The sequence below is a fragment of the Pseudomonas sp. D(2018) genome (genome assembly GCF_005502555.1).
GTDB classification, from domain to species: Bacteria; Pseudomonadota; Gammaproteobacteria; order Pseudomonadales; family Pseudomonadaceae; genus Metapseudomonas; species Metapseudomonas resinovorans.
Genome location: NZ_SCOK01000002.1, coordinates 286820 through 305531 on the forward strand (window position 1 = coordinate 286820; position 18712 = coordinate 305531).

16 protein-coding genes are annotated in these 18712 nt (G+C 63.6%); 9 read left to right on the forward strand and 7 right to left on the reverse strand.

Translation table 11 applies throughout. From position 1 onward, the window contains the following. Nucleotides 1–11 precede the first annotated feature (11 nt). Entirely contained in the window at nt 12–1613 is a 1602-nt protein-coding gene (locus FFS60_RS03040) for an ABC transporter substrate-binding protein (RefSeq protein ID WP_137821103.1), read from the reverse strand. A gap of 213 nt (nt 1614–1826) precedes the next feature. Then, complete coding sequence (locus FFS60_RS03045) at nt 1827–2543, reverse strand: SIMPL domain-containing protein (protein ID WP_028628518.1); 717 nt, start codon at nt 2541–2543, stop codon at nt 1827–1829. A 282-nt stretch (nt 2544–2825) separates the two neighbouring features. Between FFS60_RS03045 and FFS60_RS03050 the strand changes: the two genes are divergently transcribed. The 3 genes from FFS60_RS03050 to FFS60_RS03060 all read left to right on the forward strand — a co-directional run bounded on the left by FFS60_RS03050 (nt 2826) and on the right by FFS60_RS03060 (nt 5762). Beyond that, nucleotides 2826–4082, forward strand: coding sequence for an ATP-binding protein (locus tag FFS60_RS03050; protein WP_028628517.1), 1257 nt, complete (start codon nt 2826–2828; stop codon nt 4080–4082). 24 nt (nt 4083–4106) lie between these two features. After that, the gene (locus FFS60_RS03055) at nt 4107–4667 is read left to right on the forward strand and encodes a response regulator transcription factor (RefSeq protein ID WP_028628516.1); all 561 of its coding nucleotides are present in this window, start codon (nt 4107–4109) and stop codon (nt 4665–4667) included. Between the two features lie 153 nt (nt 4668–4820). After that, the gene (locus FFS60_RS03060) at nt 4821–5762 is read left to right on the forward strand and encodes an AEC family transporter (protein ID WP_137821104.1); all 942 of its coding nucleotides are present in this window, start codon (nt 4821–4823) and stop codon (nt 5760–5762) included. A 107-nt stretch (nt 5763–5869) separates the two neighbouring features. Here the strand turns inward: FFS60_RS03060 and FFS60_RS03065 are convergent, their stop codons facing one another. The 5 genes from FFS60_RS03065 to gatC are packed head-to-tail and all read right to left on the reverse strand — an operon-like array spanning nt 5870 to nt 9911. Continuing rightward, a complete protein-coding gene (locus FFS60_RS03065; protein WP_028628514.1) occupies nt 5870–6247 on the reverse strand; it encodes a carboxymuconolactone decarboxylase family protein in 378 nt (125 codons plus the stop codon). Nucleotides 6248–6260: 13 nt separating this feature from the next. After that, the gene (locus tag FFS60_RS03070; RefSeq protein ID WP_028628513.1) at nt 6261–6647 is read right to left on the reverse strand and encodes a septal ring lytic transglycosylase RlpA family protein; all 387 of its coding nucleotides are present in this window, start codon (nt 6645–6647) and stop codon (nt 6261–6263) included. 53 nt (nt 6648–6700) lie between these two features. Continuing rightward, a complete protein-coding gene (gene gatB, locus FFS60_RS03075; protein ID WP_137821105.1) occupies nt 6701–8146 on the reverse strand; it encodes an Asp-tRNA(Asn)/Glu-tRNA(Gln) amidotransferase subunit GatB in 1446 nt (481 codons plus the stop codon). An 11-nt stretch (nt 8147–8157) separates the two neighbouring features. Continuing rightward, nucleotides 8158–9609, reverse strand: a complete 1452-nt coding sequence (gene gatA, locus FFS60_RS03080; RefSeq protein WP_137821106.1) for an Asp-tRNA(Asn)/Glu-tRNA(Gln) amidotransferase subunit GatA — start codon at nt 9607–9609, stop codon at nt 8158–8160. Nucleotides 9610–9623: 14 nt separating this feature from the next. Next, a complete protein-coding gene (gene gatC / locus FFS60_RS03085; protein WP_137821107.1) occupies nt 9624–9911 on the reverse strand; it encodes an Asp-tRNA(Asn)/Glu-tRNA(Gln) amidotransferase subunit GatC in 288 nt (95 codons plus the stop codon). Nucleotides 9912–10129: 218 nt separating this feature from the next. On the opposite strand from gatC, the gene mreB reads away from it, so the two are divergent. Genes mreB through FFS60_RS03115 form a run of 6 tightly spaced genes read left to right on the forward strand, consistent with a single transcriptional unit; the run spans nt 10130 to nt 18692 of the window. Further along, complete coding sequence (gene mreB, locus FFS60_RS03090; protein ID WP_028628509.1) at nt 10130–11167, forward strand: rod shape-determining protein MreB; 1038 nt, start codon at nt 10130–10132, stop codon at nt 11165–11167. Between the two features lie 33 nt (nt 11168–11200). Beyond that, nucleotides 11201–12268 carry a rod shape-determining protein MreC gene (mreC, locus tag FFS60_RS03095; protein WP_137821108.1) on the forward strand — a complete coding sequence of 356 codons (1068 nt, stop codon included), beginning with the start codon at nt 11201–11203 and terminating at the stop codon, nt 12266–12268. After that, complete coding sequence (gene mreD / locus FFS60_RS03100) at nt 12268–12756, forward strand: rod shape-determining protein MreD (RefSeq protein WP_028628507.1); 489 nt, start codon at nt 12268–12270, stop codon at nt 12754–12756. Before mreC ends, mreD begins: the two co-directional genes overlap by 1 nt. 51 nt (nt 12757–12807) lie before the next feature. After that, nucleotides 12808–13398: a nucleoside triphosphate pyrophosphatase gene (locus FFS60_RS03105; protein ID WP_028628506.1), complete on the forward strand. Its 591-nt coding sequence runs from the start codon at nt 12808–12810 to the stop codon at nt 13396–13398. 9 nt (nt 13399–13407) lie between these two features. Next, a complete protein-coding gene (gene rng, locus FFS60_RS03110; protein WP_028628505.1) occupies nt 13408–14865 on the forward strand; it encodes a ribonuclease G in 1458 nt (485 codons plus the stop codon). Nucleotides 14866–14873: 8 nt separating this feature from the next. Beyond that, a complete protein-coding gene (locus tag FFS60_RS03115) occupies nt 14874–18692 on the forward strand; it encodes a YhdP family protein (RefSeq protein WP_371926354.1) in 3819 nt (1272 codons plus the stop codon). Nucleotides 18693–18712: the final 20 nt, after the last annotated feature.

The following is an 18712-nucleotide window of genomic DNA, read 5'->3' on the forward strand; positions in this document are numbered from 1 at the left end:
CGTTTGCCGGCTTACTTGCCGACGCTCACGCCATAGAAGGAGTTGAGCGCGAACGGGCTGATCAGGAAGTCCTGCACGTTCTTGCGCATCGGCTGGTAGACAGTGGAGTGGGCGATCGGGGTGATCGGCACGTTGTCTTTCAGGATGTGCTGGGCCTGCTTGTACATCTCGGTGCGCTTGGCCTGGTCCGGGGTGGCCTTGGCTTGCTTGATCAGCTTGTCGTAGCTGGCGTCGCACCATTTGGAGAAGTTGTTGCCATCCACGGCGTCGCAGCCGTAGAGGGTGCCCAGCCAGTTGTCCGGGTCACCGTTGTCGCCGCTCCAGCCAATCAGCATGGCGTCATGCTCGCCACCCTTGGCGCGCTTGATGTACTCGCCCCACTCGTAGGTGACGATCTTGGCCTTGATGCCCACTTTGGCCCAGTCGGACTGGAGCATTTCGGCCATCAGCTTGGCGTTCGGGTTGTACGGACGCTGGACCGGCATGGCCCAGAGGGTGATCTCGGTACCTTCGGCAACCCCGGCGGCCTTCAGCAGTTCCTTGGCCTTCTCCGGGTTGTAGCCGGCGTCCTTGATGGTCTCGTCGTAGGACCACTGGGTCGGCGGCATGCCGTTGACGGCGAGCTGGCCGGCGCCCTGGTAGACGGCGTCGATGATGGCTTTCTTGTTCACCGCCATGTCCAGCGCCTGGCGCACTTCAAGCTTGTCGAACGGCTTGTGGGTGACGTTGTAGGCAATGTAGCCGAGGTTGAAGCCCGGCTGCGACGGCATGTTCAGGTTGCTGTCTTTCTTCAGTGCATCCAGGTCGGCCGGACGCGGGAATAGGGTGACCTGGCATTCGCCGGCCTTGAGCTTCTGCATGCGCACCGAGGCGTCGGTGTTGATGGCGAAGATCAGGTTGTCGATCTTCACGTCCTCGGGTTTCCAGTAGTCCTTGTTGCCGGTGAAGCGGATCTGGGCGTCCTTCTGGTAGCGCTTGAAGACGAAGGGGCCAGTGCCGATGGGCTTCTGGTTGATGTCGGCAGCCTTGCCGGACTTCAGCAACTGGTCGGCGTACTCGGCGGACTGGATGGAGGCGAAGCTCATCGCCAGGTTCTGGATGAACGCGGCGTCCACGCCGTTGAGGGTGAACTTGACGGTGTTGGCGTCGATCTTCTCGACCTTGGCGATGTTGGCGTCCATCCCCATGTCGGTGAAGTAAGGGAACTCGGTGGGGTACGCCTTACGGAACGGATGTTCCTTGTCGAGCATGCGCTGGAAGGTGAAGAGCACGTCATCGGCGTTGAAATCGCGGGTGGGCTTGAAGTACTCGGTGGTGTGGAACTTCACGCCCTTGCGCAGGTGGAAGGTGTAGCTGAGGCCGTCGGGAGAGACATCCCACTTCTCGGCCAGGCCCGGGACCACCGCAGTGCCGCCACGCTCGAACTGGCTCAAGCGGTTGAAGACGGTTTCTGCGGCGGCGTCGAAATCGGTGCCGGTGGTGTATTGGCCCGGATCGAAACCGGCGGGGCTGCCTTCGGAGCAGAACACCAGGTTGCTTGCAGCGCTGGCGAAGGGCGCGCTGGCGATCAGCCCAGCGGCGACAAGTGCCTGGATGACGGCGTTTTTACGCATGTTGACCTCATGTTTATTCTGTTTGTCATCGTGAGGGGCCCTTTGTGGGGGCCTTGCGAGAAGCTATGCAGGGCATATGCCCGGCGCAATAGCTGGACCGGAAAGAGTGTAGTCGGCGGGATAAAGCTGTAAGGGCTTGTCGCAATTTTGCAAATTCAAGCCTGAGGAGGGGAGAGGGCGCCGCCCCGAAAGGCCGCGGCGCCCTGTTTTGGATCAGGGCATCTGCACTTCGATGGTGCCATCGGCGCTGACGCTGACGCGGCTGGTGCCGGCCTCGATCTCGGGAACGGCAGCGCCGTCGGCGTAACCCTTGGCGGCCATGGCGCGCATCATGATCGGCTGCGGCGGCTGGAAACCGGCGCTGTTCAGGCTCAGGTTGACCAGCTTGTAGCCCTTGCCGCCCAGGGCACTGGTAGCCAGCTGGGCGCGGGCCTTGAAGGCATCGACAGCCTGCTTGATCAGATCGTCTTCATGGGTCTTGCGGGTTTTGTCTGCGATGCTGAAGTTCATCCCGGCCATTTTCAGCTGACCCAGCAGATCGGCGCTGAGTTGGGAGAGCGTAGCGAAGTCGGCGCTTTCCAGGCGCACTTCGGCGCGCTCGCGCCAGGCGGTGATCTTCTGGCCTTTCTCGTCATACACCGGGTAGCTGTTGCGGCTGCCCAGGCTGACAGTGACACCCTTGGTCTTGCGGGCCTTTTCCACTGCGGCGTTGAGCGTGCGGGTGATTTCGTCCGCCAGCTTGGCCGGGTCGGTATTCTGCGATTCGCTGTAGAGGGTGACGTGCATCAGGTCGTGGGCCACTTCCTGGCTGACCTCGGCGCGCACGGCCACCTGGTTGTAGTGGACATCGTCGCCGGCCTGGGCCGAGAGGCTGCCGAGGCTGGCGGCGCAAAGGGCGAGGGCGGCGGCGAGGCGAGTGAACTTGGGCATGACGACTCCTTGTGGGACAGGTTTCCGCGCGGGTTGCGCGGTATTTCTCCGTATGGGACGAGGGTAACCGGCCATTCGGGTTAACGACGACGCAAATTGACCAACAGTTGGAACAGATGTTCCAGCCAATGCTGGCTTTTTGATGACCTTGTGGGGGCGAATTCATTCACCAAGCAGACCGCAGGCCGGCCCAGCGAGCTCGAAGGGGCCGCTGCGGCGAGTTGCCGCAGAGGCGATCCCCGGTCCGCCTTGGTTATACTCCGGCGATTCCAGGGAGTGCCCATGCTCGAACCCGTACAGCTACTGTCTGCCAGCCGCCAGAACCTGCTGCGGCTGACCCTGATCCGCATCCTTGTCCTGGCCGCCCAGGCCGGCTCGGTCGGCCTTGCCTACAAGGCTCAACTGCTGCAATTGCCCTGGCTGGCCCTGAGCCTGACCCTCGGCGTCTCGCTGGTGCTCTGCGTCGGCACGGCACTGCGCTTGCGCGGGCCCTGGCCGGTGACCGAGCTGGAATATGCCGTCCAGCTTGGCCTCGACCTGGTTATCCACAGCGTGCTGCTGTATTTCTCCGGGGGCTCGACCAACCCCTTCGTCTCTTATTACCTGGTCCCGCTGACCATCGCAGCGGCAACCCTGCCCTGGCTCTACACCCTCACGCTCGCGGGCCTCGCGCTGGCGGCTTACACCCTGCTGCTGGTGCTGTTCCATCCGCTGGAAATGCCCACCGGCCAGCGTGAGTCGCTGCTGATCTACGGCATGTGGCTGAGCTTTGCCCTGGCGGCCGCGCTGATCACCTTCTTCGTCGCACGCATGGCTGAAGAGCTGAGGCGCCAGGATCAGCTGCAGGCGGTGCGTCGCGAGGAAAGCATGCGCGACCAGCAACTGCTGGCGGTGGCCACTCAGGCTGCCGGTGCCGCCCATGAGCTGGGTACACCGTTGGCGACCATGAGCGTGCTGCTCAAGGAGCTGCGCCAGGAATATGGCGACAAGCCAGGCCTGCAGGACGACCTGGCCCTGCTGCAGGAGCAGGTCATGCTCTGCAAGGACACGCTGCAGCAACTGGTGCGCGCAGCAGAGGCGGATCGTCGCCAGGCGGTGGTGGAGCAATCGGTTATCGAGTGGCTGGAAGTCACGCTCAACCGTTGGCACCTGATGCGCCCGGAAGCCACCTACCGCTACCAGTGCATGGGGCTTGGTGTGGCGCCGAGGCTGAAACCCCCGGCCGACCTCACCCAGGCGCTGTTGAACCTGCTCAACAACGCGGCCGATGCCTGTCCGGAAAAGCTCGACATCCGCGTCAACTGGGATCACCAATGGATGGTCCTGACCATCCGCGACCACGGTGCCGGTGTACCCCTGGCCATCGCGGAGCAGCTTGGCCGGCCGTTCTTCACCACCAAGGGCAAGGGTTTCGGCCTCGGCCTGTTCCTGAGCCAGGCCAGCGTTACCCGCGCCGGCGGTACGGTTAAACTTTATAACCATGAAGAAGGCGGCACCCTGACCGAGCTGCGCCTGCCGCGCACCTATGGCGTCGCCTGAGTGCCTTGACGAAGAGGAAGCGAGATGACTGACGAACCCCTGATCGAAGGCGAAGAGCAACCCCACCTGCTGCTGGTGGACGATGACGCCACCTTCACCCGCGTCATGGCGCGGGCCATGACGCGTCGCGGTCTGCGAGTGACGGTGGCCGGTTCCGCCGAAGAAGGGCTGCAGTTGGCCAAGGAAGACCTGCCCGACTACGCCGTGCTGGACCTGAAGATGGACGGTGATTCCGGCCTGGTGCTGTTGCCCAAGCTGCTGGAACTGGATGCCGAGATGCGCGTCGTGATCCTGACCGGCTATTCGAGCATCGCCACCGCGGTGGAGGCGATCAAACGCGGCGCCACCAATTACCTGTGCAAGCCGGCCGACGCCGACGATGTACTGACCGCGCTGCTTTCCGAACACGCCGACCTGGACAGCCTGGTGCCGGAAAACCCGATGTCGGTGGATCGCCTGCAGTGGGAACACATCCAGCGCGTGCTGGCCGAGCACGACGGCAATATCTCCGCCACCGCCCGTGCCCTCGGCATGCACCGCCGGACCTTGCAGCGCAAACTGCAGAAGCGGCCGGTAAGGCGCTGATCCCGTCCCGGTCTGCTCTTTGTTTGTAGGGGCGAATTCATTCGCCCCTACAAAGATGTTCCGCCCCTGATTCTGCAAGCCCCGCGAAAGCCATTTCCCCGCCGTAATTGGTATCCTTAGCCGCCTATCTATTCCCGCCGCCAAGGTTCACCCATGCTCGCCGTCGTCCAGCAGACCCTCAGCATCACCGCGCCGGTGTTCTCCATGCTGTTCCTGGGCGTGGGCCTCAAGCGCCTCGGCTGGATCGATACCGCCTTCATCAATACCGCGTCGTCGCTGGTGTTCAAGGGCACCATGCCGACCCTGCTGTTCCTCGGGATCGTCCAGGCGGACCTGCGCACGGCGCTACGGCCGGAGCTGATTGGCTATTTCGTCGCGGCGACCCTGGTGTGCTTCCTGATTGGCTGGGGCTGGGCCATCCTGCGCTGTCCGGCGGCGGATCGCGGCATCTATACCCAGGGCGCCTTTCGCGGCAACAACGGCATCGTTGGCCTGGCCCTGGCCACCAGCATGTACGGCGATTACGGCCTATCGGTGGGCAGTATCCTCGGCGGGGTGGTGATCCTCAGCTACAACACGCTGTCGTCCATCGTCCTGGCGATCTACAGCCCGGATGCCAAGAGCGACCCCGTGAGTCTTGCCAGGAGCATCATCAGCAACCCGCTGATCATCGGTGTACTGGCCGCGCTTCCGGTGGCGTACTGGCAATTGCCGTTGCCGGCCTGGCTGATTACTTCGGGCGAGTATTTCGCACAGATGACCTTGCCCCTGGCGTTGATCTGCATCGGTGGGACCCTGTCGCTGGCGTCCTTGCGTTCCAGCGGCAAGATCGCCATCAGCGCCAGCCTGATGAAAATGGTCTGGTTGCCTATCCTGGCAACCTTCGGCGCCTGGTTATGGGGGTTCCGCGATGCCGACCTGGCGATCCTCTTCCTCTACTTCGCCAGCCCCACCGCGGCGGCGAGTTTCGTGATGGCCCGCGCGGTGAACGCCAACCATGAGCTAGCAGCGGCCATCATTGTGATGACCACCCTGGCGGCCGTGGTGACCACCAATATCGGCTTGTTCCTGTTGCAGTGGGCGGGCTGGATCTGAGTCCGGCGCGGGAAGCGGTAGGGTGGGCTTCAGCCCACGCTGTTTATCGAGGGTCGACTTAGGCGGCGGGAAGGCAAGGTGGGCTGAAGCCCACCCTACGAAAAATGTCAGGCCTTCTGGTAGTCGTCGATGACTTCCTGGGCGGCGCGGAAGGCATCGATGGCGGCAGGAACGCCGGCGTAGACCGCGCAGTGCAGCAGCGCTTCGCGGATTTCCTCGACTGTGCATCCGTTGTTGAGCGCACCGCGTACATGGCCTTTCAGCTCTTGCGGGCATTTCAACGCGGTGAGGGCGGCGAGGGTGATCAGGCTGCGGGTCTTGCGCGGCAGGCCCTCGCGGTTCCACACGCCGCCCCAGGCGTGTTCGTTGACGAAGTCCTGCAGCGGCTGGGTGAATTCGGTGGCATTGCCCAGGGCGCGGTCGACAAAAGCGTCGCCCATGACTTCCCGGCGTACCTGCAGGCCGGATTTGCGTTCTTCATTCATTGCGATTCTCCAGTCAGTCGAGGGATTCCACGCGCACCGGAACCACGCCGGCGCGCAGCATCCCCAGGCGTTCGGCCGCTTCGCGGGAGAGGTCGACGATGCGGCCACGAACATGGGGGCCGCGATCATTGATGCGCACCACCACCGAGCGGTCGTTATTGAGGTTGGTGACCTTCACCCGGGTACCGAAGGGCAAGGTGCGGTGTGCGGCGGTCAGGGCGTGCTGGTCGAAGCGTTCGCCACTGGCGGTGCGCTTGCCATGGTGCCTGGCGCCGTAATAGGACGCCTTGCCTTCGGCGCGGTAGTCGTGGCCAGACTCGCTACCGCCTCCGAAAGGGCTTGTGCTGCAGCCGGCCAGCAGGAGAGCAAGCGCCGGGAGCCAGAACAGGGATCGAAACATGCCGAATACCTCGGACAAGAAAACGCCGGGCAAGCCCGGCGTCCTTAATGGTGTCAGCCTTCGAGCTTCTTCTTGAGCAATTCGTTCACTTGGCCGGGGTTGGCCTTGCCCTTGGAAGCTTTCATCGCCTGGCCGACGAAGAAACCGAACATCTTGGCGCGCTTGGCTTCATCGCTGGCGCGGTACTGTTCGACCTGGGCGGTGTTGGCAGCCAGCACTTCGTCGAGCATGGACTCGATGGCGCCGGTGTCGGTGACCTGCTTCAGGCCTTTCTTCTCGATGATCTCGTCGGCGGAACCTTCGCCGGCGGCCATGGCTTCGAAGACCATCTTGGCGATCTTGCCGGAAATGGTGTTGTCCTTGATGCGCAGGATCATGCCACCCAGTTGATCGGCGGAAACCGGTGACTGCTCGATTTCCAGGCCATCCTTGTTGAGCAGGCTGGAGAGTTCGCCCATCACCCAGTTGGCGGCCAGCTTGGCATCACCACAAACCTTCTGCACGACTTCGAAGTAGTCGGCCATTTCACGGCTGGCGGACAGCACGCTGGCGTCATAGGCGGACAGGCCGTACTCGCTCTGGAAGCGTTCGCGCTTCTGGTTGGGCAGTTCCGGCAGTTGAGCGCGCACTTCGTCGAGGAAGCTCTTCTGGATCACCACCGGCAACAGGTCGGGGCAGGGGAAGTAACGGTAGTCGTTGGCTTCCTCCTTGCTGCGCATGGAGCGGGTTTCGTCCTTGTTCGGGTCGTACAGGCGGGTTTCCTGCACCACCTTGCCGCCGTCCTCGATCAGTTCGATCTGCCGCTGCACTTCGTGGTTGATCGCCTTCTCGATGAAGCGGAACGAGTTGACGTTCTTGATCTCGGCACGGGTGCCGAACTCGGCCTGGCCTTTCGGGCGGACCGAGACGTTGCAGTCGCAGCGCAGCGAGCCTTCGGCCATGTTGCCGTCGCAGATACCCAGGTAGCGCACCAGGGCATGGATGGCCTTGACGTAGGCGACCGCTTCCTTGGCGCTGCGGATGTCCGGTTCGGAAACGATTTCCAGCAGCGGGGTGCCGGCACGGTTCAGGTCGATGCCGCTCATGCCGTGGAAGTCTTCGTGCAGGCTCTTGCCGGCGTCTTCTTCCAGGTGCGCGCGGGTGATGCCGACGCGCTTGATGGTGCCGTCTTCCAGGGTGATGTCGAGGAAGCCCTTGCCGACGATCGGCAGATCCATCTGGCTGGTCTGGTAGCCCTTGGGCAGGTCCGGATAGAAGTAGTTCTTGCGCGCGAAGACGTTCTTCTCGGCGATTTCGGCGTCGATGGCCAGGCCGAACTTGCAGGCCATGCGCACGGCTGCTTCGTTCAGCACCGGCAGGGTGCCGGGCATGCCGAGGTCAACCAGGCTGGCCTGGGTGTTGGGCTCGGCACCGAAGGTGGTGGCGCTGCCGGAGAAGATCTTCGATTGGGTGCTGAGCTGTGCGTGGATTTCCAGCCCGATCACTGTTTCCCATTGCATGTACGTGTTCCTCAGAATCCGGCCGGGGCACGAGTGTGCCAATCGGTCGCCTGCTGGTACTGGTGGGCGACGTTGAGCAGACGGCTTTCCTGGAAGTAGGGCGCCAGTAGCTGTACACCGACCGGCAAGCCATCGATGAAGCCGGCGGGCATGGAAAGCCCCGGCAGACCTGCCAGGTTGGCGGTGATGGTGTAGATGTCTTCGAGGTACTGGGCGACCGGGTCGTTGTTCTTCTCGCCGAGTTTCCAGGCCGGGTTTGGCGTGGTCGGGCCGAGGATCACGTCGACCTCGTTGAAAGCGCTGACGAAGTCGTTCTTGATCAGGCGGCGGATCTTCTGCGCCTTCAGGTAGTAGGCGTCGTAGTAGCCGGCGGACAGGGCGTAGGTGCCGACCATGATGCGGCGCTTCACTTCGGCGCCAAAGCCTTCGGCGCGGGAGCGCTTGTACAGGTCTTCCAGGTTCTGTGGGTTTTCGCAGCGATAGCCGAAGCGCACGCCGTCGAAACGCGACAGGTTGGAGGAGGCCTCTGCCGGGGCGATCACGTAGTAGGCCGGGATGGCGTGCTGCATGTTCGGCAGGCTGATTTCCTTGACGGTGGCGCCCAGCTTCTTCAGTTCTTCGACAACGGCCAGCACCGCGTCGGCGATGCGGCTGTCGAGACCGGCGCCGAAGTATTCCTTCGGCAGGCCGATGCGCAGGCCGGCGAGCGGTTGGTTCAGGCTGGCGAGGTAGTCATCCACCGGTTGGTCGACACTGGTGGAGTCCTTCGGGTCGAATCCGGCCATGGCGCCGAGCATCAGCGCGCAGTCCTCGGCGGTACGGGCCAGCGGACCGCCCTGATCGAGGCTGGAGGCGTAGGCGATCATGCCCCAGCGGGAAACCCGGCCGTAGGTGGGCTTGATGCCGGTGAGGTTGGTGAAGGCAGCCGGCTGACGGATCGAGCCACCGGTATCGGTGCCGGTAGCCGCAGGCACCAGGCGCGCAGCGACGGCCGCGGCGGAACCACCGGAAGAACCACCGGGTACGCGGTCCAGGGCCCAGGGGTTCTTTACTGCGCCGTAGTGGCTGGACTCGTTGGAGGAGCCCATGGCGAACTCGTCCATGTTCAGCTTGCCGAGGCTGACTGCGCCGGCTGCCTTGAGCCGGGCGACGACGGTGGCATCGTAAGGCGCCTTGAAACCGTCGAGGATCTTCGAGGCGCAGCTGGTCAGCACGCCTTCGGTGCAGAACAGGTCCTTGTGGGCGATAGGGGCGCCGAGCAGGGCGCCTTGCTCACCGGCGGCACGCCGTGCGTCGGCTGCCTTGGCCTGTTCGATGGCCGGTTCGTCGGTGATGCTGATAAAGCTGTTCAATTGCGGATCGAGCTGGTGGATGCGAGCCAGCAGGCCGCGGGTCAGCTCTTCGGCGGAGAATTCCTTGGCGGCGAGGCCACGGGCGATCTCGGCGAGGGTCAGTTGATGCATGGGGAACCCTTTCCTTATTCGATGACTTTAGGCACGAGGTACAGGCCGTTTTCGACGGCCGGCGCGATGGCCTGGTAGGCCTCGCGTCGGTTTTCCTCGGTGACGCTGTCGGCGCGCAGGCGCTGGGTGGCATCCAGCGGGTGGGCCATGGGTTCGATGCCGTCGGTGTCCACGGCTTGCATGGCGTCGATCAGGCCGAGGATGTTGTTCAGGGTCTCGGTGGTACGCGGGATATCGGCCTCGTTCAGGCCCAGTCGGGCGAGATGGGCGATTTTTTCCACGTCGGAGCGTTCAAGCGCCATCGGGGGTCTCCAACTAGAAGCGGCCTGCGTGGGCAGTCGACCGTGCGGGAATCGAGCGGGGAACGGTGCTGCGAACGAGCGGTCAAAGGCCGCGATGATGGGCCTTGGTGGCCCGGAAAAACAGGCAATTTAACATATCGGCGCCTTGCCCAAAATCCCCGTCATTGTTAGAGTTTGCCGCACTTTTTTACCCACGCGTTGCCTAGGGTCCCTCTCCCATGTTCAAGAAACTGCGTGGCATGTTTTCCAGCGATCTGTCGATCGACCTGGGCACTGCCAATACCCTTATTTACGTGCGTGAGCGCGGTATCGTCCTCAACGAACCCTCGGTGGTCGCCATTCGTAACCACGGCAACCAGAAGAGCGTGGTAGCCGTAGGTACCGAAGCCAAGCGCATGCTGGGCCGTACTCCTGGCAACATCTCCGCCATCCGTCCGATGAAGGACGGCGTGATCGCCGACTTCAGCGTCTGCGAAAAGATGCTGCAGTACTTCATCAACAAGGTTCACGAAAACAGCTTCCTGCAGCCGAGCCCGCGCGTCCTGATCTGCGTGCCCTGCAAATCCACCCAGGTGGAACGCCGTGCCATCCGTGAATCCGCCCTGGGCGCCGGCGCCCGCGAAGTATTCCTGATCGAAGAGCCCATGGCGGCTGCCATCGGCGCCGGTCTTCCCGTGGAAGAAGCCCGCGGGTCCATGGTCGTGGATATCGGTGGCGGTACCACCGAAATCGCCCTGATCTCCCTGAACGGCGTGGTCTACGCCGAATCCGTACGAGTCGGCGGCGACCGCTTCGACGAATCCATCGTCACCTACGTGCGCCGTAACTACGGCAGCCTGATCGGCGAATCCACCGCCGAGCGCATCAAGCAGGAAATCGGCACCGCCTTCCCGGGTGGCGAGGTCCGCGAGATCGATGTCCGTGGCCGTAACTTGGCCGAAGGCGTACCGCGCAGCTTCACCCTGAACTCCAATGAAGTGCTGGAAGCCCTGCAGGAGTCCCTGGCGACCATCGTTCAGGCGGTGAAGAGCGCCTTGGAGCAATCTCCGCCGGAACTGGCGTCCGACATCGCCGAGCGCGGCCTGGTGCTGACCGGTGGTGGCGCGCTGCTGCGCGATCTGGACAAGCTGCTGGCCCAGGAAACCGGACTGCCGGTGATCGTCGCAGAAGATCCGCTGACCTGCGTCGCCCGTGGCGGCGGCCGTGCCTTGGATATGATGGACCGTCACGCGATGGATCTGCTCTCCACCGAGTAAGGTCGGAGAGCAACGCAGCCATAGGAGCGGGCCATCAAACCGCTATTCACCAAGGGACCTTCGCTCGGCGTGCGCCTGTTGGTGTTCGCCGTGCTTTCGGCTGCACTGATGGTGGTCGACGCCCGCTTTGACACGCTCAAACCCATGCGCAGCCAGATGGGTCTCGTGCTCACGCCTTTCTATTGGCTGGCCGACTTGCCGGTGCGTGTCTGGGATGGCGTCAGTGATCAGTTCACCAGCCGCAGTACCCTGATCGCCGAGAACGAGAAGCTCAAGGCCGAGGCCCTGCTGATGCAGCGTCGCCTGCAGAAGCTGGCGACCCTGACCGAGCAGAACGTTCGGTTGCGCGAGCTGCTCAACTCTTCTGCCCTGGTGGATGAAAAAGTCCTGGTTGGCGAGTTGATCGGCGTCGATCCCAACCCCTTCACCCACCGCATCCTGATCGACAAGGGCGAGAAGGATGGCGTGTTCCTCGGCCAGCCGGTGCTCGATGCCCGCGGTCTGATGGGTCAGGTGGTGGAGGTGATGCCCTATACATCCCGCGTGCTGTTGCTGACCGATACCACCCACAGCATTCCGGTGCAGGTGAACCGCAACGGCCTGCGCGCCATTGCCAGTGGCACGGGCAACCCCGAGCGCCTTGAGCTGCGCCACGTCGCCGATACCGCTGACATCAAGGAAGGCGACCTGCTGGTGAGTTCCGGCCTTGGCCAGCGCTTCCCTGCGGGCTACCCGGTGGCGATCGTCAAGGAAGTCATCCACGATTCCGGCCAGCCGTTCGCCATCGTTCGCGCCGTGCCTACCGCCGCGCTGAACCGCAGCCGCTACATGCTGCTGGTGTTCACCGATACCCGCAGCCCCGAAGAGCGTGCCAACGACGCCGCCAAGGCCCAGGAGGCTGCTGACCGCGAGGCTGCCGCCCAACCCGCCCAGGGCGATGCTACCGCTCCGGTCATTCCGGCCGCCCAGGCCGCACCTGCCGCTGCCAGTACCCCCGCCGCCCAGGCCCCGGCCCCGGCCGCAGCGCCAGCGTCTACTGCGCCGGCCCAGGCTGCACCGAACAGGCCGCCGGCAGCGCGTAATCCCCAGGAGAGTCATTGATGGTCGGCCAGCGCTCCAATAATGGCTGGGTGATCTGGGTCAGCCTGATCCTGGCGCTGGTACTCAGCGTCGGGCCGGTCCCCAGCTTCATGGAAATCGGCCGGCCGCTCTGGCTGGCGCTCTTCCTTACCTACTGGACGCTCGCCCTGCCGCACCGCGTGGGCATGACCACCGCCTGGATGCTGGGCCTGGCGGAAGATGTGCTCTATGGCACTTTGCTAGGTCAGAACGCCTTGATTCTCGCCCTGATCACCTTCCTGGTGCTGACCTTGCACCAGCGGCTGCGCATGTTCCCCATGTGGCAGCAGTGTTTGGTGCTGCTCGTAGTTTTCGGCCTGGCCCAGTTGGTACAGCTGTGGCTCAATGCTCTCACCGGTAATCGTCCCCCGACCCTGGTCTTCCTGCTGCCAGCCCTGGTCAGCGCGTTGCTCTGGCCTTGGGTTTATGCCGCCCTGCGCGGTACGAGTCGCCGCCTCAACGTCAATTGATCGGCTTGCGGCCATGTCGCAAGCCTCTGTCTTCGACAGGGAGAAGTCCGCATGGCCACGCTGTACCTGGCTTCGGGGTCGCCGCGCCGGCGCGAGCTGCTGGCACAGATCGGCGTTCCCTATATCCCCCTGATCGCCTCCATCGACGAAACCGCCCTGCCGGACGAGCCAGCAAACGCCTATGTCGAGCGTCTGGCGCGCGAGAAGGCCCTGGCTGGTCTCGCCAGCCTGGCCGAGACCCGCGCGGCCTGCGTACTGGGGGCAGACACCGCGGTGGTGCTTGATGGCCGCATTCTTGGCAAGCCGGTCGATCGCGACGATGCGCTGGCCATTCTGGAGCAGTTGTCCGGTCGCGAGCATGAGGTGCTCACTGCGGTTGCACTGGCCGCCGTGGATCGCTGCGAAACGCGGGTGGTCGCCAGTCGGGTGCGCTTTCGTCCCATTTCCCGAATCGAAATGGAAACCTACTGGGCCAGCGGCGAGCCCGCCGACAAGGCCGGCAGCTACGCTATTCAGGGGCTGGGTGCGGTATTCGTCAGTCGCGTTGAGGGCAGTTATTCAGCGGTAGTGGGATTGCCGCTGCTGGAAACGGCGGAAATGCTCGCCGGGTTCGGCATTCCTTGTTGGCAGCACCTGGGATAGGTCAACGGCATGAGCGAAGAAATACTGATCAATATCACGCCGATGGAATCGCGCGTGGCGCTAGTGGAGAACGGCGTGCTGCAGGAGGTGCATGTGGAGCGCACCTTGCGTCGCGGCATCGTCGGCAACATTTACAAGGGCAAGGTGGTGCGGGTACTGCCGGGCATGCAGGCGGCTTTCGTCGACATCGGCCTCGATCGCGCGGCGTTCATTCATGCCTCGGAAATCAGCAACCGCGAAGGCAGTGCCGTGGAGAGCATCAGCGCACTGGTGCATGAGGGTCAGAGCCTGGTCGTGCAGGTCACGAAGGACCCGATCGGCAGCAAGGGCGCTCGCCTGACCACCCAGCTGTCGATACCCTCGCGTTACCTGGTGTACATGCCACGTACCAGCCATGTGGGCATTTCCCTGAAGATCGAGGACGAGGCCGAGCGCGAGCGCCTCAAGCAGGTGGTGGCCGACTGCATTGCCGCCGAAGGCATCGAGGAGGCCGGTGGCTTCATCCTGCGTACTGCCGCTGACGGCGCCCGCGCTGATGAAATCCTGGCGGACATCCGTTATCTGCGCCGCTTGTGGGAGCAGATTTCCTCGCAGATGCAGACCGCTTCGGCACCGTCGGTCATCTACGAAGACCTCAGCCTCGCCCTGCGCACCCTGCGTGACCTGGTCAACCCGCGCATCGAGAAGATTCGCATCGACTCGCGCGAGACCTTCCAGAAAGTGACCCAGTTCGTCGACGAGTTGATGCCGGAAGTTTCCGATCGACTGGAGCATTACCCCGGTGAACGGCCGATCTTCGACCTCTACGGCGTCGAGGATGAAATCCAGAAGGCCCTGGAGCGTAAGGTGCTGCTGAAGTCGGGTGGCTACCTGATCATCGACCCGACCGAGGCGATGACCACGATCGATGTGAACACCGGTGCCTTCGTCGGCCATCGCACCCTCGAAGAGACCATCTTCAAGACCAATCTCGAGGCGGCCACCGCCATTGCTCGCCAGCTGCGCCTGCGCAACCTGGGCGGGATCATCATCATCGACTTCATCGACATGGAAGATGAAGAGCACCAGCGCCAGGTGCTGCGTACCCTGGAGAAGCAGCTGGAACGCGACCACGCCAAGACCAACATCATCGGTATCACCGAGCTCGGACTGGTACAGATGACCCGCAAGCGTACCCGCGAGAGCCTGATCCAGGTGCTCTGCGAGCCTTGCGCCAGTTGCCTGGGCCGTGGCCTGCTGAAAACCGCAGAAACCATCTGCTACGAAATCTTCCGCGAGATACTGCGCGAGGCCCGGGCCTATCAGGCGGAAGGCTACCTCGTGCTGGCGAACCAGAAGGTGGTGGATCGACTTCTGGATGAAGAGTCGGGCAACGTCGCTGATCTGGAAGCCTTTATCGGGCGGCCGATCAAGTTCCAGGTGGAAACCATGTATTCCCAGGAACAGTACGACGTGGTCCTGCTCTGAGGCGCTGAGTGGAAGCCATAGCCCGCTGGTTGATGCGCACGCTGCGCTGGTCACTGGGTCTTTGCGCCCTGTTCCTGGTGCTGTCGGCGCTATATGTCAGCCTGGGGCGCGAACTGGTGCCATTCGTGGCTGAGTACCGTGCCGAAGCAGAAGCCAGGGCCTCTGCCGCGCTGGGGCAGCCGATTGAGATCGGCAGCCTGGAAGGGCGTTGGCATGGGCTGTCGCCGCTGCTGATTGCGCACGACGTCGTGTTGGGCGAGGGCAATGGCGTCCTGCGCGTGGATCAGATACGCGTGGTGCCTGACGTGCTTGGCAGTCTGTTGGCGCGGCAGCCACGTATCGCCCGGCTGGAGCTGGATGGCGTCCAGGTCGGCCTGAGCCAGGACAAGGCTGGAAAATGGCATCTGGAAGGTCTTGCCAGCAACTCGGACAAGCCGCTCCCAGGCCCCCGGCAGGTCCGCGCCCTGCTGCAGCAGATTGGCCACGTATCCGTGCTGAACAGCCAGCTCACCCTGGAATCCGAAGGACAGGCATCCACGAGCTTCACCTATGTCAGCGCCACGCTGAAAGCCAGTGGTAGACGCCAGCGCCTCGATGGCCGCTTCACCCTACCCGATGGGCAGCCGATTGCCCTGCGCCTGAGAACCCGCCTCAATTCCGACGCCTGGCTGCAAAATGATGCGGAACTCTATCTCAGCCTGCCGCAAACCGATTGGGCGCGCTGGCTGCCCGCCAGCCTGACCCGTGACTGGCGTCTTCAGCGCCTGCAGGCAGGGGGCGAAGTCTGGGGCGAATGGAGCAAGGGCAGTATGCGGCGTGCTGTCGCCAAGCTGCATGCGCCCGAAGTACGCGGCGCCTACGCCAAACGCAAGGCGGTCACCCTGAGCAACGTCGGGCTCAATGCCTATTTCACCCGGACCGATGAGGGGTTCCAGGTCCTGCTCGATTCCCTTGCTGCGAACATCGGAGAGACGCGCTGGGGCGAGGCCCATCTTCGTCTCGATCACACGGCGGGTGAGCGACCCGAGTGGGCGCTGAGCGCCGACCGACTGGAGGTGGCGCCCTTGCTACCGGTCGTGGAGGCGCTGATCCCGCTGCCGGAAGCCGCCGCCGCCGCTGTGGCTGGCCTGAAGCCGCGGGGTGCCCTGCGCAACCTGAGCCTGCATTACCGCCCACTTCAGGAAGGCGCCAAGCGCCTGGACTTCAGCAGCAACCTCGACGATGTCGGTTTCAACGCCTACCACGGCGCGCCCGCCGTCGAGAACGTCAGTGGCAGTCTGGCGGGGGACCTGTCCCAGGGCGAGTTGCGCCTGGATTCCAACGATTTCACCCTGCACCTCGACCACCTCTTTCCCAAACCCTGGCACTACCGCGAAGCGAACGCCCGGTTGACCTGGAGCCTGGACGATACCGCCTTCACCCTTGTCAGCCCGTACATGCGCCTGGAGGGCGAAGAGGGGCATATTGCCGGTGACATGCTGATTCGCTTGATGCGCGCGCCAGAGGCAGAGGACTACATGGACCTGCGTGTCGGCCTGCGCGAAGGCGATGCACGCTACACCGAGAAGTACCTGCCGACCCGTTCGCCGGGGCTCAGTCCGGCCCTGGCCAAATGGCTCAAGGAGGCCATCAAGGGAGGTGCGGTGGATGAGGGTTTCTTCCAGTACCAGGGTTCACTGGCCCAAGGCGCCGATCCGGAGGCGCGTTCCCTCAGCCTGTTCTTCAAGGTGCGTGACGCCGAACTGGCGTACCAACCCGGCTGGCCGGAACTGCGCGAGGCCCGTGGTGACGTGTTCATCGAGGACTCCGGCGTGCGGATCAAGGTGCCGGATGGACGCATCCTCGACAGCCGGGTGAGCGACGCTGAGGCTGAAGTGCCCCACGTAGAGGCTGGCGAAGTGCCGCGTCTGCTATTGGACGCCCAGCTGGACAGCAGCTTCACCGACGGCCTGAAGATTCTTCAGGAAACCCCGATGGGCACTGCGAACATTTTCGCTGGCTGGCAGGGACAGGGCACTCTTGACGGCAGGCTGCAATTGGATATCCCGCTGGAGAAGGGCCATCCGCCCCACGTGGTGGTGGATCTCAGTACCGCCGACGCGCACTTGAAGATCGCCCGCCCCGATCTGTCTTTGACCCAGCTCAAGGGCGCATTCCGCTACGACACCGACAAGGGCCTCAGCGCCCAGGATATCCGTGGCCAAGCCTTTGGACGCGAAGTCCGGGCCAAGGCCCAGGCCGAAGGCAGCAACGGTAACGCCCGTTCGCGCATCCTCGCCAACGGCAGCATCACCCTGAAAGACCTCACTGCCTGGCTCGGCGTGACCCAGCCGCTGCCGGCTTCGGGCAGCTTGCCCTATAGCTTGAACCTGAGTCTGGACGGCAAGGATAGCCAACTGCGCATCGATTCCAGTCTCAAAGGCCTGGCGGTCGAGTTGCCGGCCCCTTTTGGCAAGCTGGCCGACGAAACCCGGGATGCGACCTGGCGCATGACCCTGGACGGCGACGAGCGGCGCTACTGGCTGGACTATGCCGGGCTTGCCAGCCTGGCCCTGGCTGCGCCCGTGGGCAAGTTGGACGAAGCACGGGGCGACCTGGTTCTAGGGGGCGGCACGGCGACTCCACCCGGGGGAAAGGGCCTGCGCATCCGTGGCCGGGTGGACGAATTGGACACCGCGCCCTGGCTGGAGCTGGCCAAGCGGTATGCTCCCCGTGACGGCGCCGATAAGGCCCGCATGCTGAGCAGTGCCAATCTGGAAATCGGCCGGTTCAAGGGCTTTGGCATGAGCCTGGACGATCTCAAGGTCAATCTGGACCGGTCTGCCAACGGCTGGAACCTGGGCCTGGACAGCGCCCTGATGCAGGGGAACGTGGCGATGGCTGATGCCAAAGGCGCACCCATTGATATCCATTTGAAGCAGATACGCCTGCCGAAGCCGCCGGAGAACGATGCAGAGGCGGATGCCAAGCCCGATCCGTTGTTGGGTGTCGATCCCCGCCAGGTGCCCGCGCTGGATGTGCGCATCGATCAGGTCGTCCTGGGGGACTCGCCTCTGGGGGCCTGGTCGTTCAAGGCTCGGCCTGACGCCAAGGGCGTGAATTTCAGCGAACTGAACCTTGACCTCAAGGGATTGAAAGTCACCGGGGCCGCAGGGTGGGAAGGCACGGCAGAAAGCAGCAGCTCCTGGTACAGGGGGCGGATGGAAGGCAAGAACCTGGCGGACGTGCTCAAGGCCTGGAACTTTGCGCCGTCAGCCACCAGCGAGCGCTTCCGCCTGGACGCCGATGGCCGTTGGCCGGGGTCGCCGGCCTGGGTCAGTCTCAAGCGTTATTCCGGTTCCCTGGATGCCAGCCTGAGCAATGGTCAGTTCGTCGAAGTGGAGGGTAGCGCCCAGGCGCTTCGGGTGTTTGGCTTGCTCAACTTCAACTCCATCGGTCGGCGCTTGCGCCTGGACTTCTCCGATCTGCTGGGCAAAGGCCTGGCTTATGACCGGGTCAAGGGTCTGTTGGTGGGCAGTGACGGCCGTTTCGTTACCCGCGAGCCCATTACGCTCGAAGGCCCGTCCAGTGGCCTGGAGCTGGACGGCACCATGGACCTGGCCGCTGATCGCATCAATGCCAAGCTGCTGGTGACCCTGCCGGTGACCAACAACTTGCCGCTGGCGGCGCTGATCGTCGGAGCACCGGCCATTGGCGGCGCGCTCTTCGTGGTGGACAAGCTGCTGGGCGACAGGGTCGCGCGCTTCGCGAGTGTGCAATATAAGGTTGAAGGTTCCTGGAAGAGCCCCAAGATCACGTTCGACAAGCCTTTTGAAAAGCCTCGCTGAAGCGGGCTTTCGCAGCTTGG